The sequence below is a fragment of the Streptomyces sp. NPDC055099 genome (assembly GCF_053607685.1).
Genome location: NZ_JBSGUA010000012.1, coordinates 82,919 through 106,404, shown reverse-complemented (window position 1 = coordinate 106,404; position 23,486 = coordinate 82,919). Strand labels below are relative to the sequence as shown.

The following is a 23,486-nucleotide window of genomic DNA, read 5'->3' as shown; positions in this document are numbered from 1 at the left end:
GGCTACTTGGCGTCCGCGTAGCACTCCACCACCGCGACCGTGAACGGGAAACGCACCGGTGTCTCGCCGAACGTGATGCGTCCCGCCAGGTCCCCGGCCGCGCGGATCGCCGCCGTGACCGCCTCTGCCTCCTCCTGCGGGCAGTGCACGATGACCTCGTCGTGCTGGAAGAAGACCAGCTCGGCGCGGAGACCGGCCGCGGCGATGGACTGACGCAGCGCGGCCAGCATCAGCAGGGCCCAGTCGGCAGCGCTGCCCTGGACGACGAAGTTACGGGTGAAGCGGCCGCGGGCGCGGGTGTTGCTCGACGCGTACCCCGGGGTGAACTCGCCGTCCTGGGAAGGGGCTTCGGCGGGGGCGTCCTGCGGGATGCCAGCCTCGTCGAAGTCCCCCGCACCGGCCGCGGGCGGGCTCGTGCGGCCCAGCCAGGTCCGTACGAGGCGGCCCTCCTCGCCCGCCTTCGCCGCATCGTCGACGTACGCGACCGCGGCGGGGAATCTGCGGCGCAGGGCCGCCAGATTCTTCAGGCCGTCCCCCGACGTCTGTCCGTACACGGCACCAAGGAGGGCGATCTTGGCGTGGTCACGGTCGCCGGAGAACGCGCGGTCAGACAGCCGTGTGTAGAGGTCCTCGTGGCTTCCGGCCACTTCCATCAGGCCCCGGTCGCGGGAGATCGCGGCGAGGACCCGCGGTTCCATCTGGTCGGCGTCGGCGACGACCAGCCGCCAGCCGGGGTCGGCGACGACCGCACGCCGGATGATCTTCGGGATCTGCAGCGCGCCGCCCCCGTTGGTCGTCCAGCGTCCGCTGACGGTGCCGCCCGGGGTGTACTCGGGCCGGAAGCGGCCGTCGCGCACCCAGTCCTGGAGCCAGCTCCAGCCGTGGGCCGTCCAGATCCGGTACAGCTTCTTGTACTCGACGAGGGGCCGCACCGCCGGGTGGTCGATCTCCTCCAGCTCCCAGCGGCGGGTGGACTTGATCCTGATTCCGGCCTGCGCGAAGGCCTTGATGACGTCGTTCGGCAGGTCGGGGCGTACGCGTCGGCCGAAGGCGGCGGAGATCTCGTCGGCCAGCTCGGCGAGGCGGCGTGGTTCGGCCGCGCCCGCGTTCCTGCCGCCGCCCGCATAGCGCTCGCCGAGGAGTTCGGTGAGGAGGGCGTGGTGGACGTCGGCGCGCCAGGGCAGGCCCGCCACGTTCATCTCGGCGGCCACCAGCAGGCCGGCCGACTCGGCCGCCGTGAGCAGCCGCATCCTGCCGGGGTGCTCGGCGGCCTCGTGTCTTCGCTGCTGCGCGGCATACACCTCCAGGAGGGCGTCGAAGGGGAGCGGGGTGCTGACGGGGGACGGCTCGAAGAGGGAGTCCTGGGCGCCGGGGGAGGCCGCTCTGGGGGGAGGGTCGGCCGGCACGGGGGCGTTGTTCAGCCGGGCCCAGGCAGCAGCGGCCGAGCGGGGCTCGCCGAGGCGGCCCTCGTGGCCGAGGAGGAGGAGTTCGGCGTCCTCGATGTCGTAACACCGGTTCACCCGGACGCCCGCGGCGAGCAGCGCGGGATAGATCTCGGCGGTGGAGCGCCAGACCCAGCGGCTCACGTCGGGCCTGGCGCGGACGGCCGCGACAAGGTCCCGCTCATGCCGCACCGGCCCCGCGGGCAGGCCGTCGTCCCCGAGGGGGGCGAGCGTGGCACCACCGGCCTCGGTGGCGGCGATGGCCCACCTTTCGTTCATACGCCCGAGTCTGTCAGCAGCCACTGACAATGCGGGGGAGGGCGGTGGGGTTGGAGGGCCCTCACCGCTGCCCCCGCACCCCCAGCACCCCCGCCCCCACTCCCACCGCCGCGCAGACCCCCGCCGCCGTCCCCACCATCTCCCACGGCACCGACATCCCCGCCGGTGCCGACAGGCGGGTGAGGCCCGCGTGCAATGTGCCCAGGTTGAGGAGGGTCACCGTCAGGCCCAGGGTCGTGCCCAACGCCACCGCCAGCAGGGACTCGCCGGCGACGACCAGGCGTACCTGGGACCGCGTGGCCCCCGCCATCCGCAGCGAGCGCAGTTCAGGGCCCCGCGCCGAGGTCGCCATCAGCAAAGTTCCCGCCAGGGAGATCGCCGTGTAGACCAACGCGATGCCCAGCAGCATCAGCAGCCCCAGCCGTGTCTGCGGCTTCGTCGCGGGGTGTGTGTCCGTCAGCCATTCCTCCGCCGTGCGGACCCGGAACTCGCCCCCGCCCCGCTCCCGCAGCGCCCCCGCCACCGCAGCCGGGTCCGCCCCGTCCCGTAGCCGCACGTCGACGCGGTCCACCGCCGCGCCGGCTCCCGCGTTCGCGGACGTGACGTACGCACCGTTGTCCCCGGTACCTCGCGCGAGCACCGCGACGATCCGCAGCCGCGCGGGCCTGCCGTCCCCGAGCCAGACGTCGACCCGCTCGCCCACCCGCCGCCGCTCCCACTCCTCGTTGACGACGATCGAGCGGTCGTCGAGGTCGCGTACGTCCCCCGCCACCACCGGAAGCCGCGAGACCGAGGCGAACGCGGCCGGGTCGCTCACGGCCCGCGCCTCCGACCGGATGAGCGCCGTGCCCTCCTCCCGTACGAACACGGCCGTGGAAGCGGACGACGCGGCCACCGCCACCCCTTCGGTCCTCCCCAGCAGCGAATCCGGCTCCCTCAAGTCCTCCCCTGTCAGGACCAGTTCGGCCCCGGTCCGCTCCCGCGCCTCCGCCGCCCTCGCCGCGCCCGCCGTCTCCGCCGAGCCGAGCAGCGAGCCCGCGAGCGCCACCGTCACCAGGACGGGCGCGGCGACGGCCGCGGTGCGGCGCACGGAGGCCGCGGAGTTCTCCCGGACCAGGAGGCCGATCGCGCCGGGGAGGCGGACGGCGCGCAGGACGGGACGTACGAGGAGAGGGGTGAGCGCCGCGAACGCGGTGATCAGGAGCATCGGCTGGGTCGTGTACGTCTTCCGCTTCATCAGCGCGGACGGATCGCTCCACAGCGTCCAGCCCAGCAGCCCGACCCCCGCCACCAGCAGCGCGCCCCCCACGACGCGCCGGCTCCACGGCATGACCCCGGTGTCGACGGACGCGTCCCGCAGCGCCTCCACGGGACCCACGCGCCCCGCACGCCGCGACGCGATCCACGCCCCGGAGACGGCCACCGACACCCCGGCCCAGAAGGCGAGATGGTACGGCCAGACCGCCCCGCCGATCCCGAACCACTCGGGAGCGATCTCCGCGTCCACCAGGGCCTCGGCGAGCACCGGCGCGCCCCACGCTCCCAGCACGCACCCGGTCCCGGAGGCCGCGACCCCCACCGCCAGCGCCTCCGCGAGCACCGTCCTGCGCACCTGTCCCGGTGTCGCTCCGGCCATCCGCAGCAGCCCGAACTCCCGCCGCCGCAGCGCCACGACGAAGGAGAAGGTGGACGCCGTGACGAAAACCGACACGAACGCGGACACCCCGCCCGCCGTCCCGAGGAACGAGTTCACCGCCACCAGTGCCTCCGCGTCCCGCCCCGGCCCCGGATCGGCGAGCCGCCGCTCGCCCCCGGTCAGGACGCGCGCCCGGTCACCGACGACGTCCCGCACCTTCCCTGCCGGGGCATCCACCCCCACCGCGTCCCTTTTCGCCCCGTCCAGACGTACCGGCCCGAGGCGTCGGAGGTCGCGCAGCAGTTCGATATCCACAGGGTGTGGATGAGCGAGCGGCTTCGATACGTGGGTGACGTCCGGGCCGCGTCGCACCGGCACGGTCAGGGTGTTCTGACCCATGACGACCACGGGAGACCCGGCGAAACGCACCGGCTCCCGCTCCGGCGCGCTGAACGTCGAGGCAAGCCCGAGCCCCATCGCGGCGACAAGCGCCACGCCGAGTGCGACGGCGACAAACGCACCCAGAAGGCCGACCCATCGGCTGCGGAGGGAGGCGAAGAACATCACCGACCACCCACGATCGCGGCACCCGCGCGTCCACGGAGGGCCGGCCCGCCGCCCGCACTCGCACCCGCACCCGCACCCGCACCCGCAGTCGCCTCGAGCCCCGCCATCCGCCGGGCGACTTCCCCCGCGTCCGGTGCGAGCGCCTCGTCGGCCACCTGCCCGTCCACCAGGAACACCACCCGGTCCGCGTACGACGCCGCCACGGGGTCGTGCGTCACCATCACGGTCGTCTGGCCTTCCCTGTCCACCAACTCCCGCAGCAGCGCCAGCACTTCACGGCTGGTCTGCGTGTCGAGCGCGCCGGTCGGCTCGTCGCCGAACAGGACGGCGGGGCGGGTGACGAGTGCCCGCGCCAGGGCCACCCGCTGCTGCTGTCCGCCCGAAAGCTCTCCCGGGCGATGCCGGGCGCGGTCGGCGAGGCCCACCCGGCCCAGGGCGTCCCCCACCTCCGTGCGCGAGGGTCTGCGGCCCGCGAGACGCAGCGGCAGGGCGACGTTCTGTGCGGCGGTCAGTGACGGCAGGAGGTTGAAGGACTGGAAGACGAAGCCGATACGGTCCCTGCGCAGCAGGGTCAGCCGCCGTTCGCTCAGCCCCGTCAGCTCCGTGCCGCCCACCTCGACCGTCCCGGACGTCGGCCGGTCAAGACCCGCGGCGCACTGCAGCAGCGTCGACTTGCCGGAGCCGGAAGGGCCCATGATCGCGGTGAAGGTACCGGTACGTATCGCGAGGTCGACGCCGTCGAGGGCGGTCACGTCACGGTAGTGGCGGCGGACGGCGGTGAGCCGTACGGCAGTTGAGGTCATGCCCCAACCCAATCGCCCGCGGCCCCTCCGGGCACGACCACTGGGGGGCGTCCTGGGGGTAGGGCCAGCCATACCCTTGACGTATGGATGATCCGGTGGCCGAGGTGACAGAGGTGATCGACAAGGCGTTCGCGGCGGCGCTGTACGCGGACGTGTACGGGGGCGGCAACGGGGGCGGGGGCGAGGGTCTCGACACCGGTGCGTCCCTTCTGGCGGCCGCCCCTGATGCCGACGCGGAGCTGTGGCGCAGGGGCGAGGAGCTGGTGCGCCGGGCGTGGGAGCGGGGCTGGCAGCCGGCGGACGTCATGCGCATGGTCGGCCGCGCGCAGGATGACGTCGCCCATGGCGTCGACCGCGCGCACCTGACCCGGCTGGCGGCCGAGCTGATCATCACGGAGACCAGGCGGTACGGCGACACGCTTCCGCCCCGCTGGGACGCGCAACTGTCCGAGCTCAGCCTTCAGTACGGGGTCCAGGATCTCCTCCGGCCGGAGGGGGCGTCGGCGGGGGGTGCGAAGCGGGGCGGCTCGTCTTCGGGAGGTTCGTCTTCGGCGGGCTCGTCTTCGGCGGGTTCGTCTTCGGGGGGCTCGTCTTCGGGAGGCTCGAAGTCAGGGCGCTCGTCCCGGTCCGGAGCGAAGTCGGATGGATCGTCTCGGGCCGGCGCGGGTCCGGGCGGCTCGTCCGCGTCCGGTGCGGGGTCCGATCGTTCGTCTTCGGGAGGCTCGAAGTCGGGCCGCTCGCCCCGGACCCCGGCCGCCCCGAAGCTGGATCGCTTTTCGCAGGCCACCGTCGCCCTTGCCCTTTACCGCCTCCTCCTGCGCCTCCCGGCGATCGAGCCCGTCGGTCCGGCTCCCGGTGCCCCGCTCCACGCGCCTCCGCCGCCCGGATACGAGGAGCCCCGCATCCTCACCCGTATCCGCGCCCTGCTCGCCAAGGCCGAGGCCACCGGGTTTCCCGAGGAGGCGGAGGCGCTCACCGCCAAGGCGCAGGAGCTGATGGCCCGGCACACCATCGACGAGGCCCTGCTCGCCTCCCGCACCCACGCCAAGGACACTCCGGGCGCCTGCCGCATCGGCGTGGACGCCCCGTACGAGACGGCGAAGGCGATCCTCCTGGACGCGGTGGCCACGGCGAACCGTTGCCGTGCGGTGTGGAACGAGGCGTACGGCTTCTCGACCGTCGTCGGCTTCGAGTCCGACCTGGAAGTGGTCGAACTCCTCCACACCTCCCTCCTCGTACAGGGGACGGCGGCGATGACGAAGGCGGAGGCGGGGCAGCGGGCGGGCGGCCGGAAGCGTACGAAGACGTTCCGTCAGGCGTTTCTCCTGGCGTACGCGAACCGGATCGGGGCGCGGTTGGCCGCGGCCGCGGAGGACGTGACCGTGGGGGCGCCGGAGGCGGGTGAGCTGCTGCCCGTCCTGGCCGCTCGGGACGTGGCCGTCACTTCGCATGCGGAGCGGATGTTCCCTCGGACCACGTCTACCCGGGTACGGGGTGCCGTGGATCGGGAGGGGTGGGAGCAGGGGGCGGCTGCGGCGGAGGCGGCGGCGGTGGCGGTGGGGTCTGGGCGGGCTCGGCTTCCCTAGGGTGCGGGTTGCCCCCGGCGGTGCCTCCTGGCCGGGCGGGCCTTTCCCGCCCACCCGCCCGTTACCCCGCGGTGCCTCCTGACCGAACGAGCCTCTCCCACCCACCCGCCCGATTGCCCCGCAGCACCACCTGGACGAACAAGCCTTCCCGCCCACCCGCCCGATTGCCCCGCAGCAGTGCCTGAATGAACAGACCCCCGGGGGCGGGCGCGGGTGGGGGGGAGAGGGTGCGGTGCGCATACAGGCGCAGGGTCCGCGTTGCGGGTGGGGGGGCGGGCTTCTGCGCCTGCGCAGCAGAGCCGCGCCGGCCCGCCACAGCAGACCCGCATCGCCCCCCCACACCACCCCAAATCCCCCGTATCATCACAGAGTGACCTGGCTTCGAGCGCTGAAGGAGACCAGCCGCTCGGGGCTGACCGTCGAGCGGAAGCGGCTTGAGCCTCTGATCGCGCTCCGGGGCGCGGCCGGTCTCGCCGTCGTCATCGGTCTGAGCCTCACCCTCTTCGGACCGGCCGTGGCCGCGAGCTCGGCCTTCGGCGCCTTTCAGGCCGCCATCGCCACCTTCCAGCGCAGCTGGCGCCCCCGCCCGGAACTCGCCCTGGCCTCCGGCACGAGCCTCGCCGTATCCACCTTCCTCGGCTACCTCACCGGCTCCCACCTCCTCCTCTTCCTCGCCCTCCTCTCCCTCTGGACCTTCCTCTCCGGCCTGAGCTGGGCCGCGGGCCCGACCATCGGCCTCATCGCCTCGTCCAACGTCGCGATCATGCTGGTCACGGTCACCCTCCCCGGCTCCATCGCCGCCGCGGCCGGCCACGCCGCGATGATGGTGGTGGGCGGCGCGGTACAGGCTGCCCTCGTGGTCCTCTTTCCCGTACGCAGATGGGGTGCCCAACGCGATGCCCTCGCCGACGCCCTCGCCGCCGAGGCCGACTACGCCCGCCGCCTGCGCCACGACCCCCACGCCGACTTCGACCCCGAACCCCTGATGGCGGCCCGCGACGCGGCGACCATCACCCCGCGTCAGGCCCGCACCCGCCCCGCCGAACTCCACGGCGCCCGCGGCGTCGCGGAACGCATCCGCCCGGTGCTCGCCTCGCTGGCCGACCCCGCGGTCGGCGTACCGGAAGAGGGCCCCGAACGCGATCGCGTACGCGAGATCCTGGCCGCGGCGGGCGCGATCCTGGACGCGGCGGCCAGGGCGATCCGGCACGGCGAGCCGGTGAAGATCCCACCCGAGGCCGTGGCCACCCTGCGGACCCCGGACACCGGAGCGATCCTCACGGGCCCGGCACAGCGAGCGGCCAAACGCCTCTCCGCGCTCCTGCGCGACGTGATCGAAACCGCGGGCAGACCCCCGGCCGAGCCCGCGGGCACTCCCTCCGCCGAGGCTGCGGGCAGATCCCCCGCCGATTCCGCGGGCAGACCTCCCGCCGATTCCGCGGGCAGTCCCCCCGCCGACCCCGCGGGCAGACCCCCTGCCGAAACACCATCAGCGACCCCGGCCCCGACTCCGACACCGGCCCCCACCTCAACCCCAACTCCCACCCCAACCCCCACCCCCCTCCTTCGCCCCACCTTCCCCGCCCTCCTCCCCGCCGCCCTCCGCGCCATGAGGACCGAGCTCCGCCGTCGGCATGAATCCCCCGTCACCCGCCACGCGATCCGCGTCACCGCGGTGGCCGCCGCGGGCTATCTCCTCGGGACCTGGCTGCCCCTGGGCCACGGTTACTGGGCCCCCATGGCCTCCGTGATGATCATGCGGCCGGACTTCTCGCAGACGTACTCCCGCGCGGTGGCCCGTTTCGGCGGCACGCTCGTGGGCGTCGCGCTGGCCACGGGCGTGGTGCAGCTGGCGCACCCCGGCACCGGGCTCTCCGCGGCGCTCGCCGTGCTCTGCGCCGGGATGATGTACCTCCTGATGCGCACCGGCCAGGTCGCCGCCCAGGCCTGCGTCGCCGCGTACGTCGTGTTCCTGCTCGGCATGGGCGGCGAGCAGTGGACGCAGACGGTGCCGGAGCGTGTCGTGCTCACGCTCCTCGGCGGCGTCCTCGCGATGATCGCGTACGCCGTGTATCCGGCCTGGGAGACCCCGCGCCTGCGCAACCGCCTCGCCGACTGGCTGATCGCGGACGGTCGGTACGCCGCCGCCGTCGTCAGCCGTTACGCCGACCCCGTCGGCAAGGCCTGCCCCGACGTCCGCGAGGCGCTGCTCGCCGCCCGCGACGCCCGTATCGCCTGGCAGGAAGCGGTCGCCCGCGCCAAGAACGAGCCGGTACGCCACCGCGGCCTCTCCCGCGCCGCGGCCGCCGACGCCGAGGACGCCCTCGCCCAGCTCGGCCGCGTGGCCATGCTGATGGAGGCCCACCTCCCGGACCGCGACGCCACCCCCGTCCCCGCGGCCGAGCGCCTCGCGCAAGCCCTGCGCAAGTCGACCGAGGACGGCGCGAAGGCCGTGCGCGAGCGTCGCGTCCCGAAGTGGGAAGCCGTGCGCGAGGCCCTCGGTGAATGGGACGGCGAGGGCGTTCCCGACCGGGTCGTACGGAGGGGAGCGGGGCTCCTCCTCGCGACCCTCGACGAACTGTCGGACGCCCTGGACACCACACCGCCGCCCATGCTGGTGGACGGCTCGGAAACCACCAAAACGGACAATGGGCCGCAGGACCCCGAACAAGGTCCCACGGCCCGCTGACCGCGTCACATCAAGCAGGGCCTATGACTCGGGCAGCCCCGCCGTAGGCAGCCCCTCCGGCAGCTTTCCGCCCTTGGTCCTGGTGAACTGGTCCTGGCCCGCGCCCTGCCAAGAGACCGTCATCGACGTCTCGTTGACCGACTCGACCGTGCCCTCGGTGCGCTTCGAGTCACCCTTGGCGCACTTCAGCTTGATCGCGTCACCGGCCGCGGTCCCGCTGCACAGGACGTTCTCCCCGAGCAGCGTCGCCTGCTTCCCGGCGATGACCAGCGCCAGCGGGTTCCCGTCGGCGGTGGCGACCCAACTGCCCTCGGAACCACCCTCCTCGGCACCGGAGCCCGCGTCACCCGCACCCGCATCCGTACCCTCGTCCGGCGTCTCGGATCCGTCGGCCCCCGCGGAGGACCCCGCCGAGCCCTTGTCCTTGCCCTCGTCCCCACCGTCGCCGCCGTCACTGCTGCAACCGGTCAGGACAAGGGCGGCGACAAGGCCCGCCGCCGCGGCGCCGATACGTACGTTCCGGACGTGCGTGCGCACTGAGTTCCCCCTACATGACGTACGTGTCGTACGTGACCTACGTGACCTACGTGACCTACGTGACGCTCGAACCAAGCCGATGAACCGCGCGCCAAGCTACCAGGACGACTTGCGCACCCCGGGGAGGAATCCGGCGTGCGCTTGGTCACGCAGCTTCACCCTGGAGAGGCCGAACTTCCCGACGTATCCGCGCGGGCGGCCGTCGACGCTGTCCCTGTTGCGTACGCGCGTCGCACTCGCGTCCCGCGGCTGGCGCGCCAACTCGGCCTGGGCCGAGCGTCGTTCGGCCTCGCCCGTCGTCGGGTTGCGCAGGATCTCCTTGAGCTCGGCCCGGCGCACGGCGTACCGCGCGACGATCTCGCGGCGCTTCTCGTTCTTCGCGATCTTGCTCTTCTTGGCCATCAGACCCTCACCCCACGCGCACGGATCCTGGCGACGGCGGCCTCGATGCCGATGGAGTCGACGGTCTTGATGCCCTTGGCGCTGAGCCGCAGCCGTACGTGGCGGCCCTCGCTCGGCAGCCAGTAGCGCTTGCGCTGGACGTTGACGTCGAAGCGGCGAGACGTGCGCCGGTGCGAATGGGAGATCTGGTTGCCGAAGCCCGGCGTGGCGCCGGTCAGCTGGCAGTGGGCGGACATGGTGACGCACCTCTCGGTCGTGGGGAAGCACTCGGTGATCCCCTGTGGAACCGTTTTGAAAACGGGATTCATTTTCATACACTAGCGCCATGGCTCGCAACGAACTCCGCCCGATCATCAAGCTCCGGTCCACGGCCGGAACCGGCTACACGTACGTGACCCGCAAGAACCGCCGCAACGACCCCGACCGCATGACGCTGCGCAAGTACGACCCCGTCGTCGGGCGCCACGTCGATTTCCGAGAGGAGCGCTGACCGCCATGCGCAAGGACATCCACCCGCCGTACGGTCCCGTCGTCTTCCGCGACAAGTCCGCCGGCTTCGCCTTCCTGACCCGCTCCACCGCGACCAGCGAGAAGACGGTCGAGTGGGAGGACGGGCGCACCTATCCCGTCATCGACGTCGAGGTCTCCTCCGCGAGCCACCCCTTCTACACGGGTACGGCCAAGGTCCTGGACACCGCGGGACGCGTGGAGCGCTTCGAGCGCCGGTTCGGTGCGCGGTGAATCCCGTGGATCCGGTGAACCCCGCCGCCGACCGGACGGCGGCAATGGACGTCGCCATCGTCGGCGGGTTGCACTCCGACGCCCGCAAGGCCGCCGTCCAGCGGCTCCTGGCCACCGTGCCCGGAAGCGTCGCGCTCCACCACGACCTGTCGACGGCCGTGCACGGGACCGTCGTACGCACCGTGCGCGACGTCGGCGGAGTGCTCTCCTCCGGTGAGGCGCCGCTGGTCAACGACTGTGCGTGCTGCGCCCTGCGCGAGGACCTGGTGCCCGAGCTCGAACGGCTCGCCGGCTCCGGTCTCACGCGGCTCGCGATCGTCGAGCTGTGGGACTCCGTCGAGCCCAAGGCGATGGCCGAGGTCATCACGTCGCACGGGCACGAGGGGCTGCGGCTGACCGGCGTGATCACGGCCGTCGACCCGGCGCTCGTGCTGCCCTACCTCGGCAACGGCGACGACCTGATGGAGGCCGGGCTCGCCGCGGCCACCACGGATCAGCGCACGGTCGCCGACACCTGGGCCCGCCAGCTGGAGTACGCCCCGGTGCTCGCCCTCGCGGACTCTCCCGAGGCCGACGACGAGGACCGCGCGCTCCTCGGCCAGCTCCACCCGACCGCCCGCCAGGTCCCGATCAGCGGTCATGGGGACCTGGCGGGTGCCGCGCTCGCCGGATTCGACGTCGAGGCGGCGGCCGCGGCGCAGCATCCGTCCTGTGCGCTGCTGCCGACCGACGCCGACGAGGCGGGGGTCGCCACCCTCGTATGGCACCGGGACCGGCCCTTCCATCCGGAGCGGCTCTACCAGGCGCTGGAGGATCTGACCTGCGCGGCGGCCCGCAGCCGCGGGCGGTTCTGGCTCGCCGACCACCCGGACACGCTGCTCGGCTGGGACGCGGCGGGCGGCGCGCTGTGCGTGGAGAGCGCGGGGCCGTGGCTGGCCTCGCTGCCCGACGCCGCGTGGGAGATGGTGCCGCCGGTGCGGCGGGCCGCTGCCGCGCTCGACTGGCATCCCGAGCACGGCGACTGCTGCCAGCACCTGGTCTTCGTGTCGCCCGGCCTGGACCGCGAAGGGCTCGAAGAAGTCCTGGAGTCCTGCCTCCTCACGGACGAGGAGTACGCCGCCGGGCGCGCCGCCTGGAAACACCTGCCCCCCGCTTTCGACACTCTCCTGGAGGTCTGAATGTCCCCGCGCAAGCCGTCCGGACGCGAGCAGAAGCCGCGTCCCAACCCCCTTGACCAGGCGAAGGTCACGTACATCGACTACAAGGACACGGAGTTGCTCCGCAAGTTCATCTCGGACCGGGGGAAGATCCGCTCCCGGCGGGTCACCCGGGTCTCCGCCCAGCAGCAGCGGCTGCTGGCCCGTGCGATCAAGAACGCGCGGGAGATGGCCCTGCTGCCTTACGGCTCGGCCCGCTGAACCGCGCCGCCTTCAGGCTGATGCGTGAACGTTGGAACAGGAAGGGCACTCCGTGCGTCTTTACCTAGAACGGTGTTCGCATGGCCCGGGGGGAGTTGGGCAGATGCCGTCCAGGTGCTGACAGAGCTGTAATCAAGAGAGCACCCCGCGTGCACGTGCATCTGCCCATGCATCAGCATGTGAACACAGCTATGATCCGGGACAGTTGACCACTGCATCTAGAGCGATCTAGAGCCACACCAGGCACTGCACCACCGGGGAGCGACTGTGCATCACGTGTATAACGGCATGGCCGCCACGGAGCTTCATGGGGTGGTCTGGCAGAAGAGCAGGCACAGCAACTCGCAGGGTGCCTGTGTGGAGTTCGCGAAGTTGCCGGGCGGCGATGTCGCCATGCGGAACTCGCGCTTTCCCGAGGGGCCGGCGCTCGTCTACACGCGCGCCGAGATAGAGGCCATGCTGCTCGGGATGAAGGACGGGGAGTTCGACCACCTGATAGGTGGTTAGCCCCGCTCCTGAACGCCGTTCACGCCACTGAACCGTGGCCGGGTCGACGGCAAACCGCTGGTCCGGGTGTCAGGCGAGCTGGAACAGCGCCCACACGACCTTGCCCCGCAGCGCGCCCGCGAGCGGGTGCCAGCCCCAGCTGTCGCTGAACGAGTCCACCAGGAACAGGCCGCGGCCCGACTCGGCCGAGAAGTCGTCGTCGGTCTCGCGCGCGACCGGACTGTCGTCGCTGGGGTCGCGCACCGCGCACACCAGGCGTGAGGTCCAGCGCATCAGGTGCAGCCGCACCGGCGGACCGTGGTCGCGCGGGGTGTCCGAGGGCAGCGCGTGTCTGAGGGCGTTGGTGACGAGTTCGGAGACGACGAGGGCGATGTCGTCGAAGCGCTCTTCCAGTTCCCACTGACACAGCGTCTTGCGGGTGAACTGCCGTGCGCTGCCGACCGCTTCGTAGCGGGCGGGCAGCGAGCAGGACGCGGCGCTGGAGACGGCTGAGGGGTCGAGTGGGGGAAGCCCCTGCCGTAACGGCTCGAGCATGGTCGATCCATTCGTCCCCATGCGAGGCACTCCCCGGTTTCGCGGTACATAGCGATGGAGCGGTGGTGCGGTCGGTACAGCGGCGCCGCGACGCATCGGTACAGCTCGGTGCGACGGTGAACAACTGGTGGCGCGCGGACCATGGTTCCGAATGCGTACAGCAGATGCAAGGGCAGATGCACGTGCACGCGCCGGACTTGGTCGCTCCCGTGCCACTTCTTGCCCATTTCTTCCTACGACTTCTTGTGGAGGACTTCCGAAGGCTTTCCGTTTCTGTAACCGAACGAGTACGGCCTGAAGCGTTTAATGGCAGACTGCTGGCTTCCAAGTGATGGGGAGGATTGAGCGAAGTGACCGCAGGGGAGTCGAGCGGCTCGGTCGTACGGCGCATGCTCCTTGGCTCGCAACTCAGGCGCCTGAGGGAATCGCGCGGCATCACCCGTGAAGCGGCCGGCTACTCGATCCGAGCCTCCGAATCGAAGATCAGCCGCATGGAGTTGGGACGGGTGAGCTTCAAGTCCAGAGACGTCGAGGACCTGTTGACGCTGTACGGCGTCACCGACGAGGCCGAGCGCGTCGCGCTGCTCTCGCTCGCCAAGGAGGCCAACCTCGCGGGCTGGTGGCACAGTTACTCCGACGTCCTGCCGGGCTGGTTCCAGACGTACGTGGGTCTCGAGGGCGCGGCGTCGCTCATCCGCGTCTACGAAGTCCAGTTCGTCAACGGCCTGTTGCAGACCGAGGCGTACGCCCACGCGGTCGTCGCGCGCGGCATGAAGGGCGCGAGCAAGGCCGACATCGAGCGCCGCGTCGCCCTGCGCCTCGAACGCCAGAAGCTCCTCATCTCCGAGCGCGCCCCTCGCTTCCACTGCGTACTCGACGAGGCGGCGCTCCGACGCCCGTACGGCGACCGGGAAGTGATGCGAGGTCAGCTGCAGCACCTGATCGACATCTCCGAACGGCCGAATGTCACTCTCCAGGTCATGCCGTTCAGTTTCGGTGGGCACTCGGGCGAGAGCGGAGCGTTCACCATGCTGCGCTTCCCGGAATCGGACCTCTCGGACGTCGTCTACGTGGAACAGCTGACCGGAGCCCTGTACCTCGACAAGCCCGAGGAAGTCGGCCAGTACGAGCGGGTGGTGGGCGAGCTGCAGAGCGACAGCCCGAATCCGGCCGATAGTCGCGATCTTCTCCGAGGTCTGCTCCAACTGACGTGACCGGTCAGTACGATGACGTGCAATCAGGTGTCTGCGTCGTTTGTCTGCACCGTCTGTCTGCACCGTCTCTGCGGCAAGGGGTCTCATGTCCTTCTTCACTGACCTGGCTCACCAGTACATCGACGGTGAGTGGAAGGCCGGTTCCGGCTCCTGGGACATCATCGACTTCAATCCGTACGACGGGGAGAAGCTGGCGTCGATCACCGTGGCGACGGCCGACGAGGTGGACCAGGCCTACCGGGCGGCCGAGCGCGCGCAGAAGGAGTGGGGCGCGACCAACCCCTACGCCCGGCGCGCGGTCTTCGAGCGTGCCCTGCGCATCATCGAGGACCGTGAGGAAGAGATATCCGAGGCGATAGTCACCGAGCTGGGCGGCACCCGGCTCAAGGCCGCCTTCGAGCTCCACCTCACCAAGGAGTTCCTGCGCGAGGCCGTGAACTTCGCGCTGCTGCCCGAGGGCCGCATCCTGCCGTCGCCCGGCGAGGGCAAGGAGAACCGCCTCTACCGCGAGCCGGTGGGCGTGATCGGAGCCATCAGCCCGTTCAACTTCCCGCTCCTGCTCTCCACCAAGACCGTCGCCCCGGCCCTCGCCCTCGGCAACGCGGTGGTGCTCAAGCCCCACCAGAACGCCCCGGTGACGGGCGGCAGCCTCCTCGCGAAGGTGTTCGAGGACGCGGGTCTGCCGGCCGGTGTGCTGAACGTGGTCATCACCGACATCGCCGAGATCAACGACGCGTTCATCGAGCACCCGGTGCCGAGCGTCATCTCCTTCACCGGCTCGGACCGTGTGGGCCGCCATGTCGCCACGGTCTGCGCCTCGCACTTCAAGCGTTCCATCCTGGAGCTCGGCGGCAACAGCGCGCTGGTCGTCCTGGACGACGCCGACATCGACTACGCCGTCGACGCGGCGGTCTTCAGCCGCTTCGTGCACCAGGGCCAGGTCTGCATGGCCGCCAACCGCATCCTGGTCGACCGGTCGGTTCAGGCGGAGTTCACCGAGAAGTTCGTCGCGAAGGTCGCCTCCCTGAAGGTCGGTGACCCGGCGGACCCGGCGACCCACATCGGCCCGCTGATCAACTCCTCGCAGGCGGAAGCGGTGACGAAGCTCGTCGACCAGACCGTGGCGGCGGGCGCCAAGGCGCTGCTGCACGGCCGCACCGAGGGCAATCTGGTGGCGCCCACCGTCCTGACGGACCTGCCGGCCGACTCTCCCGCCCTGCGGCAGGAGATCTTCGGCCCGGTGGCGCTGCTCGTGCCCTTCGACGGCGAGGAAGAGGCCGTACGCATCGCCAACGACTCCCCGTACGGGCTCAGCGGCGCCGTCCACACCGCCGACGTCGAGCGCGGCGTGCGGTTCGCGCGGCGGGTCAACAGCGGCATGTTCCACGTGAACGACGGCACCGTGCACGACGAGCCGATCGTGCCCTTCGGCGGCGAGAAGGCCTCGGGCGTCGGCCGCCTGAACGGCGACTCGACGGTGGAGGCGTTCACGACGCAGAAGTGGATCTCGGTGCAGCACGGGCGCTCACATTTCCCCTTCTGAGCCGCCCCTGCAGGGCATGAAAACTCTCGGCGTGGCATGAAGACTCGCGGACCCTTGCGGACAGAACCTGACCGCAAGGGTCCGTAACGTTCGTGGTGTCGGGAAAGCCCGGCAGGCCGCTACTGGCTCTCCAAGAGGCTCCAAGAGAGGCGGACCCCATGGTCACCCACGTCAACGCAGAGGCCCCCGGCGACGAGCGCGGCGCGCTGCTCGCTTTCCTCGGCGCAGAGCGCGGCGGCATCCGGCGCGCCCTGATCGGCCTGACCGACGAGCAGGCCGCCACGAAGCCGAGCGCCAGTGAACTCTCGCTCTCCGGGCTGCTCAAGCATGTCGCGGAGGTCGAGGAGAGCTGGATCTCGCGGGCCATGGGGGTCGCCCCCGCCGTCGAGCGCACCGAGGCGAACTGGGACGAGTGCTTCCGCCTGACCGAGGGCGAGACGGTCGAGTCCGCGCTCGCGTACTGGCGCCAAGTCGCCGAGCGGACCGAGGAGTTCATCCGCTCCCGGCCGACGCTCGACGAGACCTTCGCGCTTCCGGACGAGCCGTGGTTCCCGAAGGAGGACGTGTCGATGCGGTGGGTGCTGCTGCGCCTGATCACCGAGATGTCCCGGCACTCGGGCCACGCCGACATCATCCGCGAGACCCTCGACGGCAAGACCGCCTTCGAGCTGGTGGCCCTGGAGCGCGGCGAGAACTGGGGCTAGGGGCTCGGCGGCCAGGGGCTCGGCGGCTGGGAGCCGTCGAGCTGCGCCGCCATCTCCGCCCGCAGGGCGCGCAGCTCCCGCAGCTGGTCGGGGGTGGGGGTGCCGTCGGCGGCGAGGGCGTGATCGATGACGCGGAGGGCGGCCGCGTGGTCCTGCTTGGACTCGCCGAGCAGGATGGCCTGGTGCAGGGCGCGCGCGTACCTCTCCCTCGGGACCGGCGTGTGCTCGAAGGACTCGGCGATGGGCTGCCCGATGCGTACGCAGTTGCCCGCCGGGTCCGACATCAGGAACTGCCGGACGCCGTAGCTCATGTCCCGCACGGTCCCGATCCGCGGGAGGCCGCGGGTCGGTATCCGTCCGAGGGTCTGCTTGAGTCCGGCGCGGAAGGCCTCGTGGAGGGCGTCCACGCGGTCGGTCACGATGTAGCAGGTGCTGTAGGAGGCCTGCGGGTCGTAGCCCTTGAGCCGGAAGAACTGCAGTTCCATGGTGTCGCGCCGCACCACGGCGTACGCATTGGGTGCCTTTTGGTAGAAGGTCACATCGAAGCCGACGGCCTTGTAGAAATCGAGGGTCTCGTCGAGCTCATGGCAGGGGAGCAGAGGGATCATTGTCTCGGCCATGCCGCTACTCTAATCAAAGTTGATTAGAAGGAGGTGGCTTTGATGTCGGCGATCCGGCTTCTTGTCCTCGGCGCCGTCCGTCAGCACGGACGGGCCCACGGCTATCAGGTGCGCAACGACCTGGAGTACTGGGGCGCCCACGAGTGGTCCAACGCCAAACCCGGGTCGATCTATCACGCGCTGAAGCAGATGGCCAAGCAAGGTCTGCTGCTCGCGCACGAGACCGCCCCGTCGACGGCGGGCGGCCCGCCGCGCACGGAGTACGAGATCACCGAGGCGGGCACCGAGGAGTTCCTGAACCTGCTCCGGTCGAACCTCGTCTCGTACGACCAGCGCCCGGACATGCTCTCCGCCGCCCTCGGCTTCATCGTCGACCTGCCCCGCGGCGAGGCGGTCGACCTGCTGAAGCAGCGGGTGGCGGGCATCGAGGAGTGGCGCAGGTCCGTGACCGAGTACTACACGCCCGAGGAGGGTCCGGAGCAGCTCGGGCACATCGGCGAGATCATGAATCTCTGGGTCCACTCGGCCGACGGGGGCATGGAGTGGACGCGCGGGCTGATCGAGCGGATCGAGGGCGGGGCCTACACGTTCGCGGGGGAGGGCGAGCCCTTCGTCGGCGTCCTCGCCGAGGGCGAGGAGAACCCGTTCGGGACCGGGGAGCCGCACGCGGGGGACGATCACTGAGCGACGGGCCGCCCTACCACTGATCAAGTTTGACTAATTCCGGGAACGGGGATACCTTCCCTCGCGTTGGACTCGTAGTCAAGTTTGACTACGAGGCCCCAAGGGCTCGGAGGGAGACGGATGACGGACGCGATCGTCGTCGAGGGCGCACGGAAGCGGTACGGGGAGAAATGGGCGCTCGACGGCCTTGACCTGACGGTCGGGCGCGGCACGGTGCACGGCGTGCTCGGCCCGAACGGCGCCGGCAAGACCACGGCGGTGCGAGTGCTCGCCACGCTGCTGCGGGCGGACGAGGGCCGGGTGGAGGTCGCCGGGTACGACGTGCGGCGCAGTCCGGACGAGGTGCGCAGGCGCATCGGGCTGCTGGGCCAGCATGCCGCCCTGGACGAGGAGTTGAGCGGACGGCAGAACCTGGACATGTTCGGGCGGCTCTACCACCTGGGCGCCCGCCACGCGCGCGTGCGGGCCGACGAGCTCCTGGAGCGCTTCGGGCTCGGGGACACCGGCCGCAAGGCGGTCAAGCAGTACAGCGGCGGCATGCGGCGCCGTCTGGACCTGGCGGCCTCGCTCATCACGGAGCCCGACGTGCTGTTCCTGGACGAGCCGACGACCGGACTCGACCCGCGCGGACGCACGGAGGTCTGGGAGGCGGTGCGCTCGCTGGTCGACGGCGGCACGACGGTGCTGCTCACCACGCAGTACCTCGAAGAGGCCGACCAGCTCGCCCACCGCATCTCGGTGATCGACCGGGGCCGGGTCATCGCGGACGGCACGGCGGACGAGCTCAAGTCGAAGACGGGCGGCGACCGCATCGACGTGGTGGTGCGCGACGCGGCCCAGCTGGAGCTGGCGGCGCGCCTCCTGCCCGGCGACGCCACCGTGGACGCGGACCGCCGCCTCGCCAGCGCCCCGGTGGCCGACCGCATGGAGGCGCTCACCGGCGTCGTACAGGGCCTGCGGGAGGCCGGTGTGGAGGCCGAGGACATCGCGGTGCGCAGGCCGACCCTGGACGAGGCGTTCCTGCGCCTGACGGGCCCGCCGGACGACCGGGAGCACGAGGCGGCGGACGGCCGGGCGCGAACGAAGGAGAGCGTGTGAGCACGACGACGATCAGCCGTACGCCGGTGGCGGGCGGCTCGCCCGTCCGATGGGCCGCGATCGACTCCTGGACCATGACGCGGCGCGAACTCGCGCACTGGGCGCGCCAGCCGGTGCAGGTGCTCGTCGGCCTGGCCTTCCCGGTGATGTTCCTGCTGATGTTCAACTTCCTGATCGGCGGCGGCAAGGGCATCGCGGGCAGCTACGCCGAGTTCCTGGTGCCCGGCATGTTCGCGCTGACCATGACCTTCGGGCTCGACGCGACGATGGTCGCCGTCACACAGGACCTCAACAAGGGCGTGATCGACCGCTTCCGGTCCATGCCGATGACCAACGGGGCCATCCTGGTGGGCCGTTCGGTCGCGGACATGCTGCAGTCGCTCGTCTCGCTGATCGTCATGATCGGTGTGGGCCTCGCGATCGGCTGGCGGTGGCACGGCTCCTTCGGGGCGGCGCTCGGCGCGGTCGGGCTGCTGCTCCTGCTGCGGTTCGCGATGCTGTGGGTCGGCATCCACCTGGCGATGGTGGCGGGCAGGCCGGAGCTGGTGATGGCCGTGCAGATCCTGGTCTGGCCGGTGGGCTTCCTCTCCAACGCCTTCACCGTCCCGCAGAACATGCCGGACTGGCTCGGCGCGGCGGTCGAGTGGAACCCGATGTCGGCGACGGCCACGGCGGTCCGCGACCTGTTCGGCAACGACCCCGGGGTCGTGGGCACTTCATGGGCCGCCGAGCACGCGGGGCTGCTGGCGGTGGTGTGGCCCCTGGTGCTCGTGGGGGTGTTCATGCCGCTCGCGGTGCGCAGGTTCGGGGGCCTCAGCAAGTAGCGTCAGAAGGCCCTAGTGGTGGAAGCCCGTCGCCGCGTCCCTGTCCCGGGTGAAGGGATGCGGCTGGCGCCGCAGTTCGGGCAGCAGGCTGCTCAGATCCTCCAGGAAGAGCTCCGCGAGGTCGGCCGTGAAGCCGTTGCGGCAGACCACGCGCAGGACCGCCAGATCCTCGCGGTGGGCCGGGAAGGTGTACGCGGGGACCAGCCAGCCGCGCTCGCGCAGCCGCCGGGACACGTCGAAGACGTCGTACGCCCGCACGTCGTCCCCCGTCGTGAAGGCGAACACCGGCAGCTGGTCCCCGCGTGTGATCAGCCGGAAGTCGCCGAGCGCCTCGACGCGTTCCGCGAGGCCGCGGGCGACGTCCCTGGCCGCCTGCTGGACGGCCCGGTAGCCCTCGCGGCCCAGGCGCAGGAACGTGTAGTACTGCGCGGCGACCTGCGCGCCCGGCCGGGAGAAGTTCAGCGCGAACGTCGGCATGTCACCGCCGAGGTAGTTCACGCGGAAGACCAGCTCCTCCGGGAGGGCGTCCGCGTCGCGCCACAGCGCCCAGCCGACGCCCGGGTAGACCAGGCCGTACTTGTGGCCCGACGTGTTGATCGAGGCGACCCTCGGCAGCCGGAAGTCCCACTCCAGGTCCTCGTCGAGGAACGGCGCCACCATCGCGCCCGACGCCCCGTCGACGTGCACGGGGATGTCGAGCCCGGTGCGCTCCTGGAGGTCGTCGAGAGCCGCGCAGAGCTCGGCCACCGGCTCGTACGACCCGTCGAAGGTGGAGCCGAGCACGGCCACCACGCCGATCGTGTTCTCGTCGCAGAGCTCGGCGGCGGCCTCCGGGTCGAGGTGGAAGCGGTCGCCCTCCATGGGGACCTGGCGCGCCTCGACCTCCCAGAAGTTGCAGAACTTGTCCCAGCAGACCTGGACGTTGACGCCCATGACCAGGTTCGGGCGCGCGGTGGGGGACGGGTAACGGCCGCTGTTGCGCTTGTCCTTGGCCCAGCGGCGCTTGAGCGCCATCCCGGCCAGCATGCACGCCTCGCTCGACCCGGTCGTCGAGCAGCCGACGGCACCCGCGGGGTCCGGCGCGTTCCACAGATCGGCGAGCATGGCCACGCAGCGCCGCTCCAGCTCGGCGGTGTGCGGGTACTCGTCCTTGTCGACCATGTTCTTGTCCCGGCACTCCGCCATGAGGACGCCGGCCTGCGGCTCCATCCACGTCGTGACGAAGGTCGCGAGGTTGAGCCGTGAGTTGCCGTCCAGCATCAGCTCGTCGTGCACCAGCTGGTACGCCGTCGTGGGAGGCAGCGGCCCGTCGGGGAGGCGGTGCTTGGGCGGGGCCTCGGTCATGCCGCTGACCGGGTTCGCCTCTCCGTAGAAGGGGTTCACCGCGAGGGTGCGCCCCTTGGAGTCGCCGTTCGGGTCCTCGCTGCGGTGGAGCGGCATGGGCGGTCTCCTCGAAGCCATGAGGTTGTCTGGCGTGCCTTTCCTGTCCCCTCTGGCGAGGATATGGGCGGCTGACAAGGTCTGCACTTGCACCTCACGTGACGTGAGGACCCAGGCTGAGGCGCGTACCGAGAGAGAGGCGGAAGCCATGAGCTACTCCGTGGGGCGGGTCGCCGATTTCGCCGGGGTGACGGTGCGCACGCTGCACCACTACGACGAGATCGGCCTGTTCGTGCCCAGCGAGCGCAGCCACTCGGGCCACCGGCGCTACAGCGACGGCGACCTGGACCGGCTGCAGCAGATCCTGTTCTACCGGGAGCTCGGCTTCCCCCTCGACGAGGTGGCGGCCCTCCTGGACGACCCGGAGACGGACCTACGGGTGCACCTGCGCCGTCAGCACGAACTGCTGACCGCAAGGATCACCAGGCTCCAGGAGATGGCCGCCGCCGTCGAGACCGCCATGGAGGCGAAGAAGATGGGCATCAACCTCACGCCCGAGGAGAAGTTCGAGGTCTTCGGGGACGACCCCGACCAGTACGCGGAGGAGGTCGAGCGGCGCTGGGGCCACACCGACGCGTACAAGGAGTCGCAGCGCAAGGCCGCCTCGTACACGAAGGAGGACTGGCAGCGCATCAACGACGCGTTCAACGCGGTGCACGCGCGCATTGCGGACCTGCTCGCCCAGGGCCTGCCCGCGGACTCCGTGGAGGCGATGGACGCGGCGGAGGAGCACCGCCTCTCCATCACGCGCTTCCACTACACCTGCTCGCACGAGCTGCACGGCTGCCTCGGCGAGATGTACGTGGCCGACGAGCGGTTCACGGCCACCTACGAGGCGATCCGGCCCGGACTCGCCGTTTACATGCGGGACGCGATCCTGGCGAACGCGGCACGCAACGGCTGAGCGGGGACGGGTAGGCGGTAGGCGGTAGGCGGTAGGCAAGGAGCTGGTAAGGGGCGCCCACCATGGGTGGGCGCCCCTTACGCGTCGCGCTGTCCCTCTTGTCCGTCAGGTCACGGTTCCTTGGTGATCACGGCTGCCGTTCCGTACGCGCACACCTCGGTGCCCACGTCCGCGGCCTCGGTCACGTCGAAGCGCATCATCAGGACCGCGTTGGCGCCTCGCGCGCGTGCCTGCTCGATGAGGCGCTCCATGGCCTGGTTCCGGGTCTCCACCAGCGTTTTCGTGAGTCCCTTCAGCTCGCCGCCGATCATGGACTTGAGGCCCGCGCCGATCTGGCTGCCCAAGTGGCGGGAGCGGACGGTGAGGCCGAAGACCTCACCGATAACCTGTTGTACGCGGTAGCCCGGTACGTCGTTCGTCGTCACGACCAGTACGTCGGAGAGCGGGTCGGTGCCACCGCCGAAGTCTTCGATACCCATGGCACACAGCTTTGCCCCGGAACACGCACAGTGCACCCTGGAAGAACGCTGGAACCTGGGCACGTCACCTCGCGTTGATAGCTTTGGGCGGCCATCCCCCCGCCGCATCGCCCTCTCACCCACAGGAGCCCCGAACCGTGACGACGCTTGCGCTCGGACCAAGCTGGCTGGATCCGGATTACCTCCTGAACACGTTCGGGGTCTGGGGTCTGCTCGCGATCGTCTTCGCCGAGTCGGGCCTGCTCATCGGCTTCTTCCTGCCGGGTGACTCGCTGCTGTTCACGACGGGTCTGCTGATCACGACGAAGCAGCTCGACTTCCCGCTCTGGCTCTGCATCGTCCTCATCTGCATCGCCGCGATCCTCGGCGACCAGGCGGGCTACCTCTTCGGCAAGAAGGTCGGCCCCGCGCTCTTCAACCGCCCGGACTCCAAGCTGTTCAAGCAGGAGAACGTGGTCAAGGCGCACGAGTTCTTCGAGAAGTACGGCCCGAAGTCGCTGGTCCTCGCCCGCTTCGTGCCCATCGTGCGGACGTTCACGCCGATCATCGCCGGCGTCAGCGGCATGCGGTACCGCTCGTTCATCACGTTCAACATCATCGGCGGCATCCTCTGGGGTGCCGGTGTCACGCTGCTCGGCGCCTGGCTCGGCAAGATCGATTTCGTGCACAAGAACATCGAGGCGATCCTCATCCTGATCGTCCTGATCTCGGTGGTGCCGATCGTGATCGAGTTCCTGCGGGCCCGCGGCAAGTCCAAGAAGGCCGCGGCCGCCGAGGGCGAGGCCCCCGGGGCGGCCCCGGCCGCACGCGGCCGGCACGCGAAGCGATAGGCACC

Annotated in this window: 24 protein-coding genes and 2 pseudogenes; 16 read left to right on the top strand and 10 right to left on the bottom strand. The window is 70.9% G+C overall.

What is annotated here, in order from left to right; genetic code table 11:
• Nucleotides 1-2: 2 nt before the first annotated feature.
• From ACWFRU_RS27525 to ACWFRU_RS27515, 3 genes are all read right to left on the bottom strand, one after another.
• Complete coding sequence (locus tag ACWFRU_RS27525; RefSeq protein ID WP_453690821.1) at nt 3-1,721, bottom strand: bifunctional 3'-5' exonuclease/DNA polymerase; 1,719 nt, start codon at nt 1,719-1,721, stop codon at nt 3-5.
• Between the two features lie 61 nt (nt 1,722-1,782).
• Nucleotides 1,783-3,921 carry an FtsX-like permease family protein gene (locus ACWFRU_RS27520; protein ID WP_453690820.1) on the bottom strand — a complete coding sequence of 713 codons (2,139 nt, stop codon included), beginning with the start codon at nt 3,919-3,921 and terminating at the stop codon, nt 1,783-1,785.
• A complete protein-coding gene (locus tag ACWFRU_RS27515) occupies nt 3,921-4,727 on the bottom strand; it encodes an ABC transporter ATP-binding protein (protein WP_453690819.1) in 807 nt (268 codons plus the stop codon). The genes ACWFRU_RS27520 and ACWFRU_RS27515 overlap by 1 nt, the downstream gene beginning before the upstream one ends.
• A 510-nt stretch (nt 4,728-5,237) precedes the next feature.
• On the opposite strand from ACWFRU_RS27515, the pseudogene ACWFRU_RS27510 reads away from it, so the two are divergent.
• The 3 genes and pseudogenes from ACWFRU_RS27510 to ACWFRU_RS27500 form a co-directional block, all read left to right on the top strand.
• A pseudogene (locus ACWFRU_RS27510) lies at nt 5,238-5,297 on the top strand (hypothetical protein); the annotation flags it as partial.
• Between the two features lie 188 nt (nt 5,298-5,485).
• Nucleotides 5,486-6,313 (top strand): annotated as a pseudogene (locus ACWFRU_RS27505) (DUF2786 domain-containing protein); the annotation flags it as partial.
• A 370-nt stretch (nt 6,314-6,683) separates the two neighbouring features.
• Nucleotides 6,684-9,002: an FUSC family protein gene (locus ACWFRU_RS27500; RefSeq protein ID WP_453690818.1), complete on the top strand. Its 2,319-nt coding sequence runs from the start codon at nt 6,684-6,686 to the stop codon at nt 9,000-9,002.
• 21 nt (nt 9,003-9,023) lie between these two features.
• On the opposite strand, the gene ACWFRU_RS27495 is transcribed toward ACWFRU_RS27500, so the two are convergent.
• The 3 genes from ACWFRU_RS27495 to rpmB all read right to left on the bottom strand — a co-directional run bounded on the left by ACWFRU_RS27495 (nt 9,024) and on the right by rpmB (nt 10,177).
• A complete protein-coding gene (locus ACWFRU_RS27495; protein ID WP_453690817.1) occupies nt 9,024-9,539 on the bottom strand; it encodes a hypothetical protein in 516 nt (171 codons plus the stop codon).
• Between the two features lie 96 nt (nt 9,540-9,635).
• Entirely contained in the window at nt 9,636-9,941 is a 306-nt protein-coding gene (gene rpsN, locus ACWFRU_RS27490) for a 30S ribosomal protein S14 (protein ID WP_453690816.1), read from the bottom strand.
• A complete protein-coding gene (rpmB, locus tag ACWFRU_RS27485) occupies nt 9,941-10,177 on the bottom strand; it encodes a 50S ribosomal protein L28 (protein ID WP_389902020.1) in 237 nt (78 codons plus the stop codon). Before rpmB ends, rpsN begins: the two co-directional genes overlap by 1 nt.
• Nucleotides 10,178-10,266: 89 nt before the next feature.
• Here rpmB and rpmG point away from each other — a divergent pair, with 89 nt between their 5' ends.
• From rpmG to ACWFRU_RS27460, 5 genes are all read left to right on the top strand, one after another.
• Nucleotides 10,267-10,431: a 50S ribosomal protein L33 gene (gene rpmG, locus ACWFRU_RS27480; RefSeq protein ID WP_009719228.1), complete on the top strand. Its 165-nt coding sequence runs from the start codon at nt 10,267-10,269 to the stop codon at nt 10,429-10,431.
• A gap of 5 nt (nt 10,432-10,436) precedes the next feature.
• Nucleotides 10,437-10,682 (top strand): type B 50S ribosomal protein L31, encoded by a 246-nt coding sequence (locus ACWFRU_RS27475; RefSeq protein WP_363210576.1) that lies wholly within the window; start codon nt 10,437-10,439, stop codon nt 10,680-10,682.
• A gap of 44 nt (nt 10,683-10,726) precedes the next feature.
• Nucleotides 10,727-11,860 (top strand): CobW family GTP-binding protein, encoded by a 1,134-nt coding sequence (locus ACWFRU_RS27470; RefSeq protein WP_453690949.1) that lies wholly within the window; start codon nt 10,727-10,729, stop codon nt 11,858-11,860.
• Nucleotides 11,861-12,100: a 30S ribosomal protein S18 gene (gene rpsR / locus ACWFRU_RS27465; protein ID WP_451215233.1), complete on the top strand. Its 240-nt coding sequence runs from the start codon at nt 11,861-11,863 to the stop codon at nt 12,098-12,100.
• Nucleotides 12,101-12,367: 267 nt separating this feature from the next.
• Nucleotides 12,368-12,607: a DUF397 domain-containing protein gene (locus ACWFRU_RS27460; protein ID WP_363210578.1), complete on the top strand. Its 240-nt coding sequence runs from the start codon at nt 12,368-12,370 to the stop codon at nt 12,605-12,607.
• Nucleotides 12,608-12,676: 69 nt separating this feature from the next.
• Here ACWFRU_RS27460 and ACWFRU_RS27455 read toward each other — a convergent pair whose 3' ends face one another.
• Nucleotides 12,677-13,162: an ATP-binding protein gene (locus tag ACWFRU_RS27455; protein ID WP_160506374.1), complete on the bottom strand. Its 486-nt coding sequence runs from the start codon at nt 13,160-13,162 to the stop codon at nt 12,677-12,679.
• Nucleotides 13,163-13,491: 329 nt separating this feature from the next.
• On the opposite strand from ACWFRU_RS27455, the gene ACWFRU_RS27450 reads away from it, so the two are divergent.
• From ACWFRU_RS27450 to ACWFRU_RS27440, 3 genes are all read left to right on the top strand, one after another.
• Nucleotides 13,492-14,355 carry a helix-turn-helix domain-containing protein gene (locus tag ACWFRU_RS27450; protein WP_365826057.1) on the top strand — a complete coding sequence of 288 codons (864 nt, stop codon included), beginning with the start codon at nt 13,492-13,494 and terminating at the stop codon, nt 14,353-14,355.
• 85 nt (nt 14,356-14,440) lie between these two features.
• A complete protein-coding gene (locus ACWFRU_RS27445) occupies nt 14,441-15,898 on the top strand; it encodes an aldehyde dehydrogenase family protein (protein WP_453690815.1) in 1,458 nt (485 codons plus the stop codon).
• Between the two features lie 158 nt (nt 15,899-16,056).
• Nucleotides 16,057-16,602 (top strand): DinB family protein, encoded by a 546-nt coding sequence (locus ACWFRU_RS27440; RefSeq protein ID WP_453690814.1) that lies wholly within the window; start codon nt 16,057-16,059, stop codon nt 16,600-16,602.
• Here ACWFRU_RS27440 and ACWFRU_RS27435 read toward each other — a convergent pair.
• Nucleotides 16,599-17,222 (bottom strand): bleomycin resistance protein, encoded by a 624-nt coding sequence (locus ACWFRU_RS27435; protein WP_453690813.1) that lies wholly within the window; start codon nt 17,220-17,222, stop codon nt 16,599-16,601. The two genes, ACWFRU_RS27440 and ACWFRU_RS27435, sit on opposite strands and share 4 nt — an antisense overlap.
• 42 nt (nt 17,223-17,264) lie before the next feature.
• On the opposite strand from ACWFRU_RS27435, the gene ACWFRU_RS27430 reads away from it, so the two are divergent.
• From ACWFRU_RS27430 to ACWFRU_RS27420, 3 genes are all read left to right on the top strand, one after another.
• The gene (locus tag ACWFRU_RS27430; protein WP_453690812.1) at nt 17,265-17,906 is read left to right on the top strand and encodes a PadR family transcriptional regulator; all 642 of its coding nucleotides are present in this window, start codon (nt 17,265-17,267) and stop codon (nt 17,904-17,906) included.
• A 120-nt stretch (nt 17,907-18,026) separates the two neighbouring features.
• Nucleotides 18,027-19,004, top strand: coding sequence for an ATP-binding cassette domain-containing protein (locus ACWFRU_RS27425; protein WP_453690811.1), 978 nt, complete (start codon nt 18,027-18,029; stop codon nt 19,002-19,004).
• Between the two features lie 74 nt (nt 19,005-19,078).
• Nucleotides 19,079-19,828, top strand: coding sequence for an ABC transporter permease (locus tag ACWFRU_RS27420; RefSeq protein WP_453690948.1), 750 nt, complete (start codon nt 19,079-19,081; stop codon nt 19,826-19,828).
• A gap of 12 nt (nt 19,829-19,840) precedes the next feature.
• Here the strand turns inward: ACWFRU_RS27420 and ACWFRU_RS27415 are convergent, their stop codons facing one another.
• A complete protein-coding gene (locus ACWFRU_RS27415; RefSeq protein WP_453690810.1) occupies nt 19,841-21,268 on the bottom strand; it encodes a glutamate decarboxylase in 1,428 nt (475 codons plus the stop codon).
• Between the two features lie 148 nt (nt 21,269-21,416).
• On the opposite strand from ACWFRU_RS27415, the gene ACWFRU_RS27410 reads away from it, so the two are divergent.
• On the top strand, nt 21,417-22,172 hold the full coding sequence (locus ACWFRU_RS27410) for a MerR family transcriptional regulator (RefSeq protein WP_453690809.1): 756 nt from the start codon (nt 21,417-21,419) through the stop codon (nt 22,170-22,172).
• 110 nt (nt 22,173-22,282) lie between these two features.
• Here the strand turns inward: ACWFRU_RS27410 and ACWFRU_RS27405 are convergent, their stop codons facing one another.
• Nucleotides 22,283-22,651: a YbjQ family protein gene (locus tag ACWFRU_RS27405; RefSeq protein ID WP_453690808.1), complete on the bottom strand. Its 369-nt coding sequence runs from the start codon at nt 22,649-22,651 to the stop codon at nt 22,283-22,285.
• A 137-nt stretch (nt 22,652-22,788) separates the two neighbouring features.
• On the opposite strand from ACWFRU_RS27405, the gene ACWFRU_RS27400 reads away from it, so the two are divergent.
• The gene (locus tag ACWFRU_RS27400; protein ID WP_453690807.1) at nt 22,789-23,481 is read left to right on the top strand and encodes a DedA family protein; all 693 of its coding nucleotides are present in this window, start codon (nt 22,789-22,791) and stop codon (nt 23,479-23,481) included.
• Nucleotides 23,482-23,486 lie beyond the last annotated feature (5 nt).

Excerpts from the sequence above, each read along its gene's own strand:
- ACWFRU_RS27525 (WP_453690821.1), bottom strand. The coding sequence starts at position 1,721 with ATGAACGAAAGGTGGGCCATCGCCGCCACCGAGGCCGGTGGTGCCACG.
- ACWFRU_RS27415 (WP_453690810.1), bottom strand. The coding sequence starts at position 21,268 with ATGCCGCTCCACCGCAGCGAGGACCCGAACGGCGACTCCAAGGGGCGC.
- rpsR (WP_451215233.1), top strand. The coding sequence starts at position 11,861 with ATGTCCCCGCGCAAGCCGTCCGGACGCGAGCAGAAGCCGCGTCCCAAC.
- ACWFRU_RS27440 (WP_453690814.1), top strand. The coding sequence starts at position 16,057 with ATGGTCACCCACGTCAACGCAGAGGCCCCCGGCGACGAGCGCGGCGCG.
- rpmG (WP_009719228.1), top strand. The coding sequence starts at position 10,267 with ATGGCTCGCAACGAACTCCGCCCGATCATCAAGCTCCGGTCCACGGCC.
- ACWFRU_RS27425 (WP_453690811.1), top strand. The coding sequence starts at position 18,027 with ATGACGGACGCGATCGTCGTCGAGGGCGCACGGAAGCGGTACGGGGAG.
- ACWFRU_RS27420 (WP_453690948.1), top strand. The coding sequence starts at position 19,079 with ATGACGCGGCGCGAACTCGCGCACTGGGCGCGCCAGCCGGTGCAGGTG.
- ACWFRU_RS27520 (WP_453690820.1), bottom strand. The coding sequence starts at position 3,921 with ATGTTCTTCGCCTCCCTCCGCAGCCGATGGGTCGGCCTTCTGGGTGCG.
- ACWFRU_RS27470 (WP_453690949.1), top strand. The coding sequence starts at position 10,727 with ATGGACGTCGCCATCGTCGGCGGGTTGCACTCCGACGCCCGCAAGGCC.
- ACWFRU_RS27430 (WP_453690812.1), top strand. The coding sequence starts at position 17,265 with ATGTCGGCGATCCGGCTTCTTGTCCTCGGCGCCGTCCGTCAGCACGGA.
- rpsN (WP_453690816.1), bottom strand. The coding sequence starts at position 9,941 with ATGGCCAAGAAGAGCAAGATCGCGAAGAACGAGAAGCGCCGCGAGATC.
- ACWFRU_RS27410 (WP_453690809.1), top strand. The coding sequence starts at position 21,417 with ATGAGCTACTCCGTGGGGCGGGTCGCCGATTTCGCCGGGGTGACGGTG.
- ACWFRU_RS27515 (WP_453690819.1), bottom strand. The coding sequence starts at position 4,727 with ATGACCTCAACTGCCGTACGGCTCACCGCCGTCCGCCGCCACTACCGT.
- ACWFRU_RS27445 (WP_453690815.1), top strand. The coding sequence starts at position 14,441 with ATGTCCTTCTTCACTGACCTGGCTCACCAGTACATCGACGGTGAGTGG.
- ACWFRU_RS27455 (WP_160506374.1), bottom strand. The coding sequence starts at position 13,162 with ATGGGGACGAATGGATCGACCATGCTCGAGCCGTTACGGCAGGGGCTT.
- rpmB (WP_389902020.1), bottom strand. The coding sequence starts at position 10,177 with ATGTCCGCCCACTGCCAGCTGACCGGCGCCACGCCGGGCTTCGGCAAC.
- ACWFRU_RS27435 (WP_453690813.1), bottom strand. The coding sequence starts at position 17,222 with ATGGCCGAGACAATGATCCCTCTGCTCCCCTGCCATGAGCTCGACGAG.
- ACWFRU_RS27475 (WP_363210576.1), top strand. The coding sequence starts at position 10,437 with ATGCGCAAGGACATCCACCCGCCGTACGGTCCCGTCGTCTTCCGCGAC.
- ACWFRU_RS27405 (WP_453690808.1), bottom strand. The coding sequence starts at position 22,651 with ATGGGTATCGAAGACTTCGGCGGTGGCACCGACCCGCTCTCCGACGTA.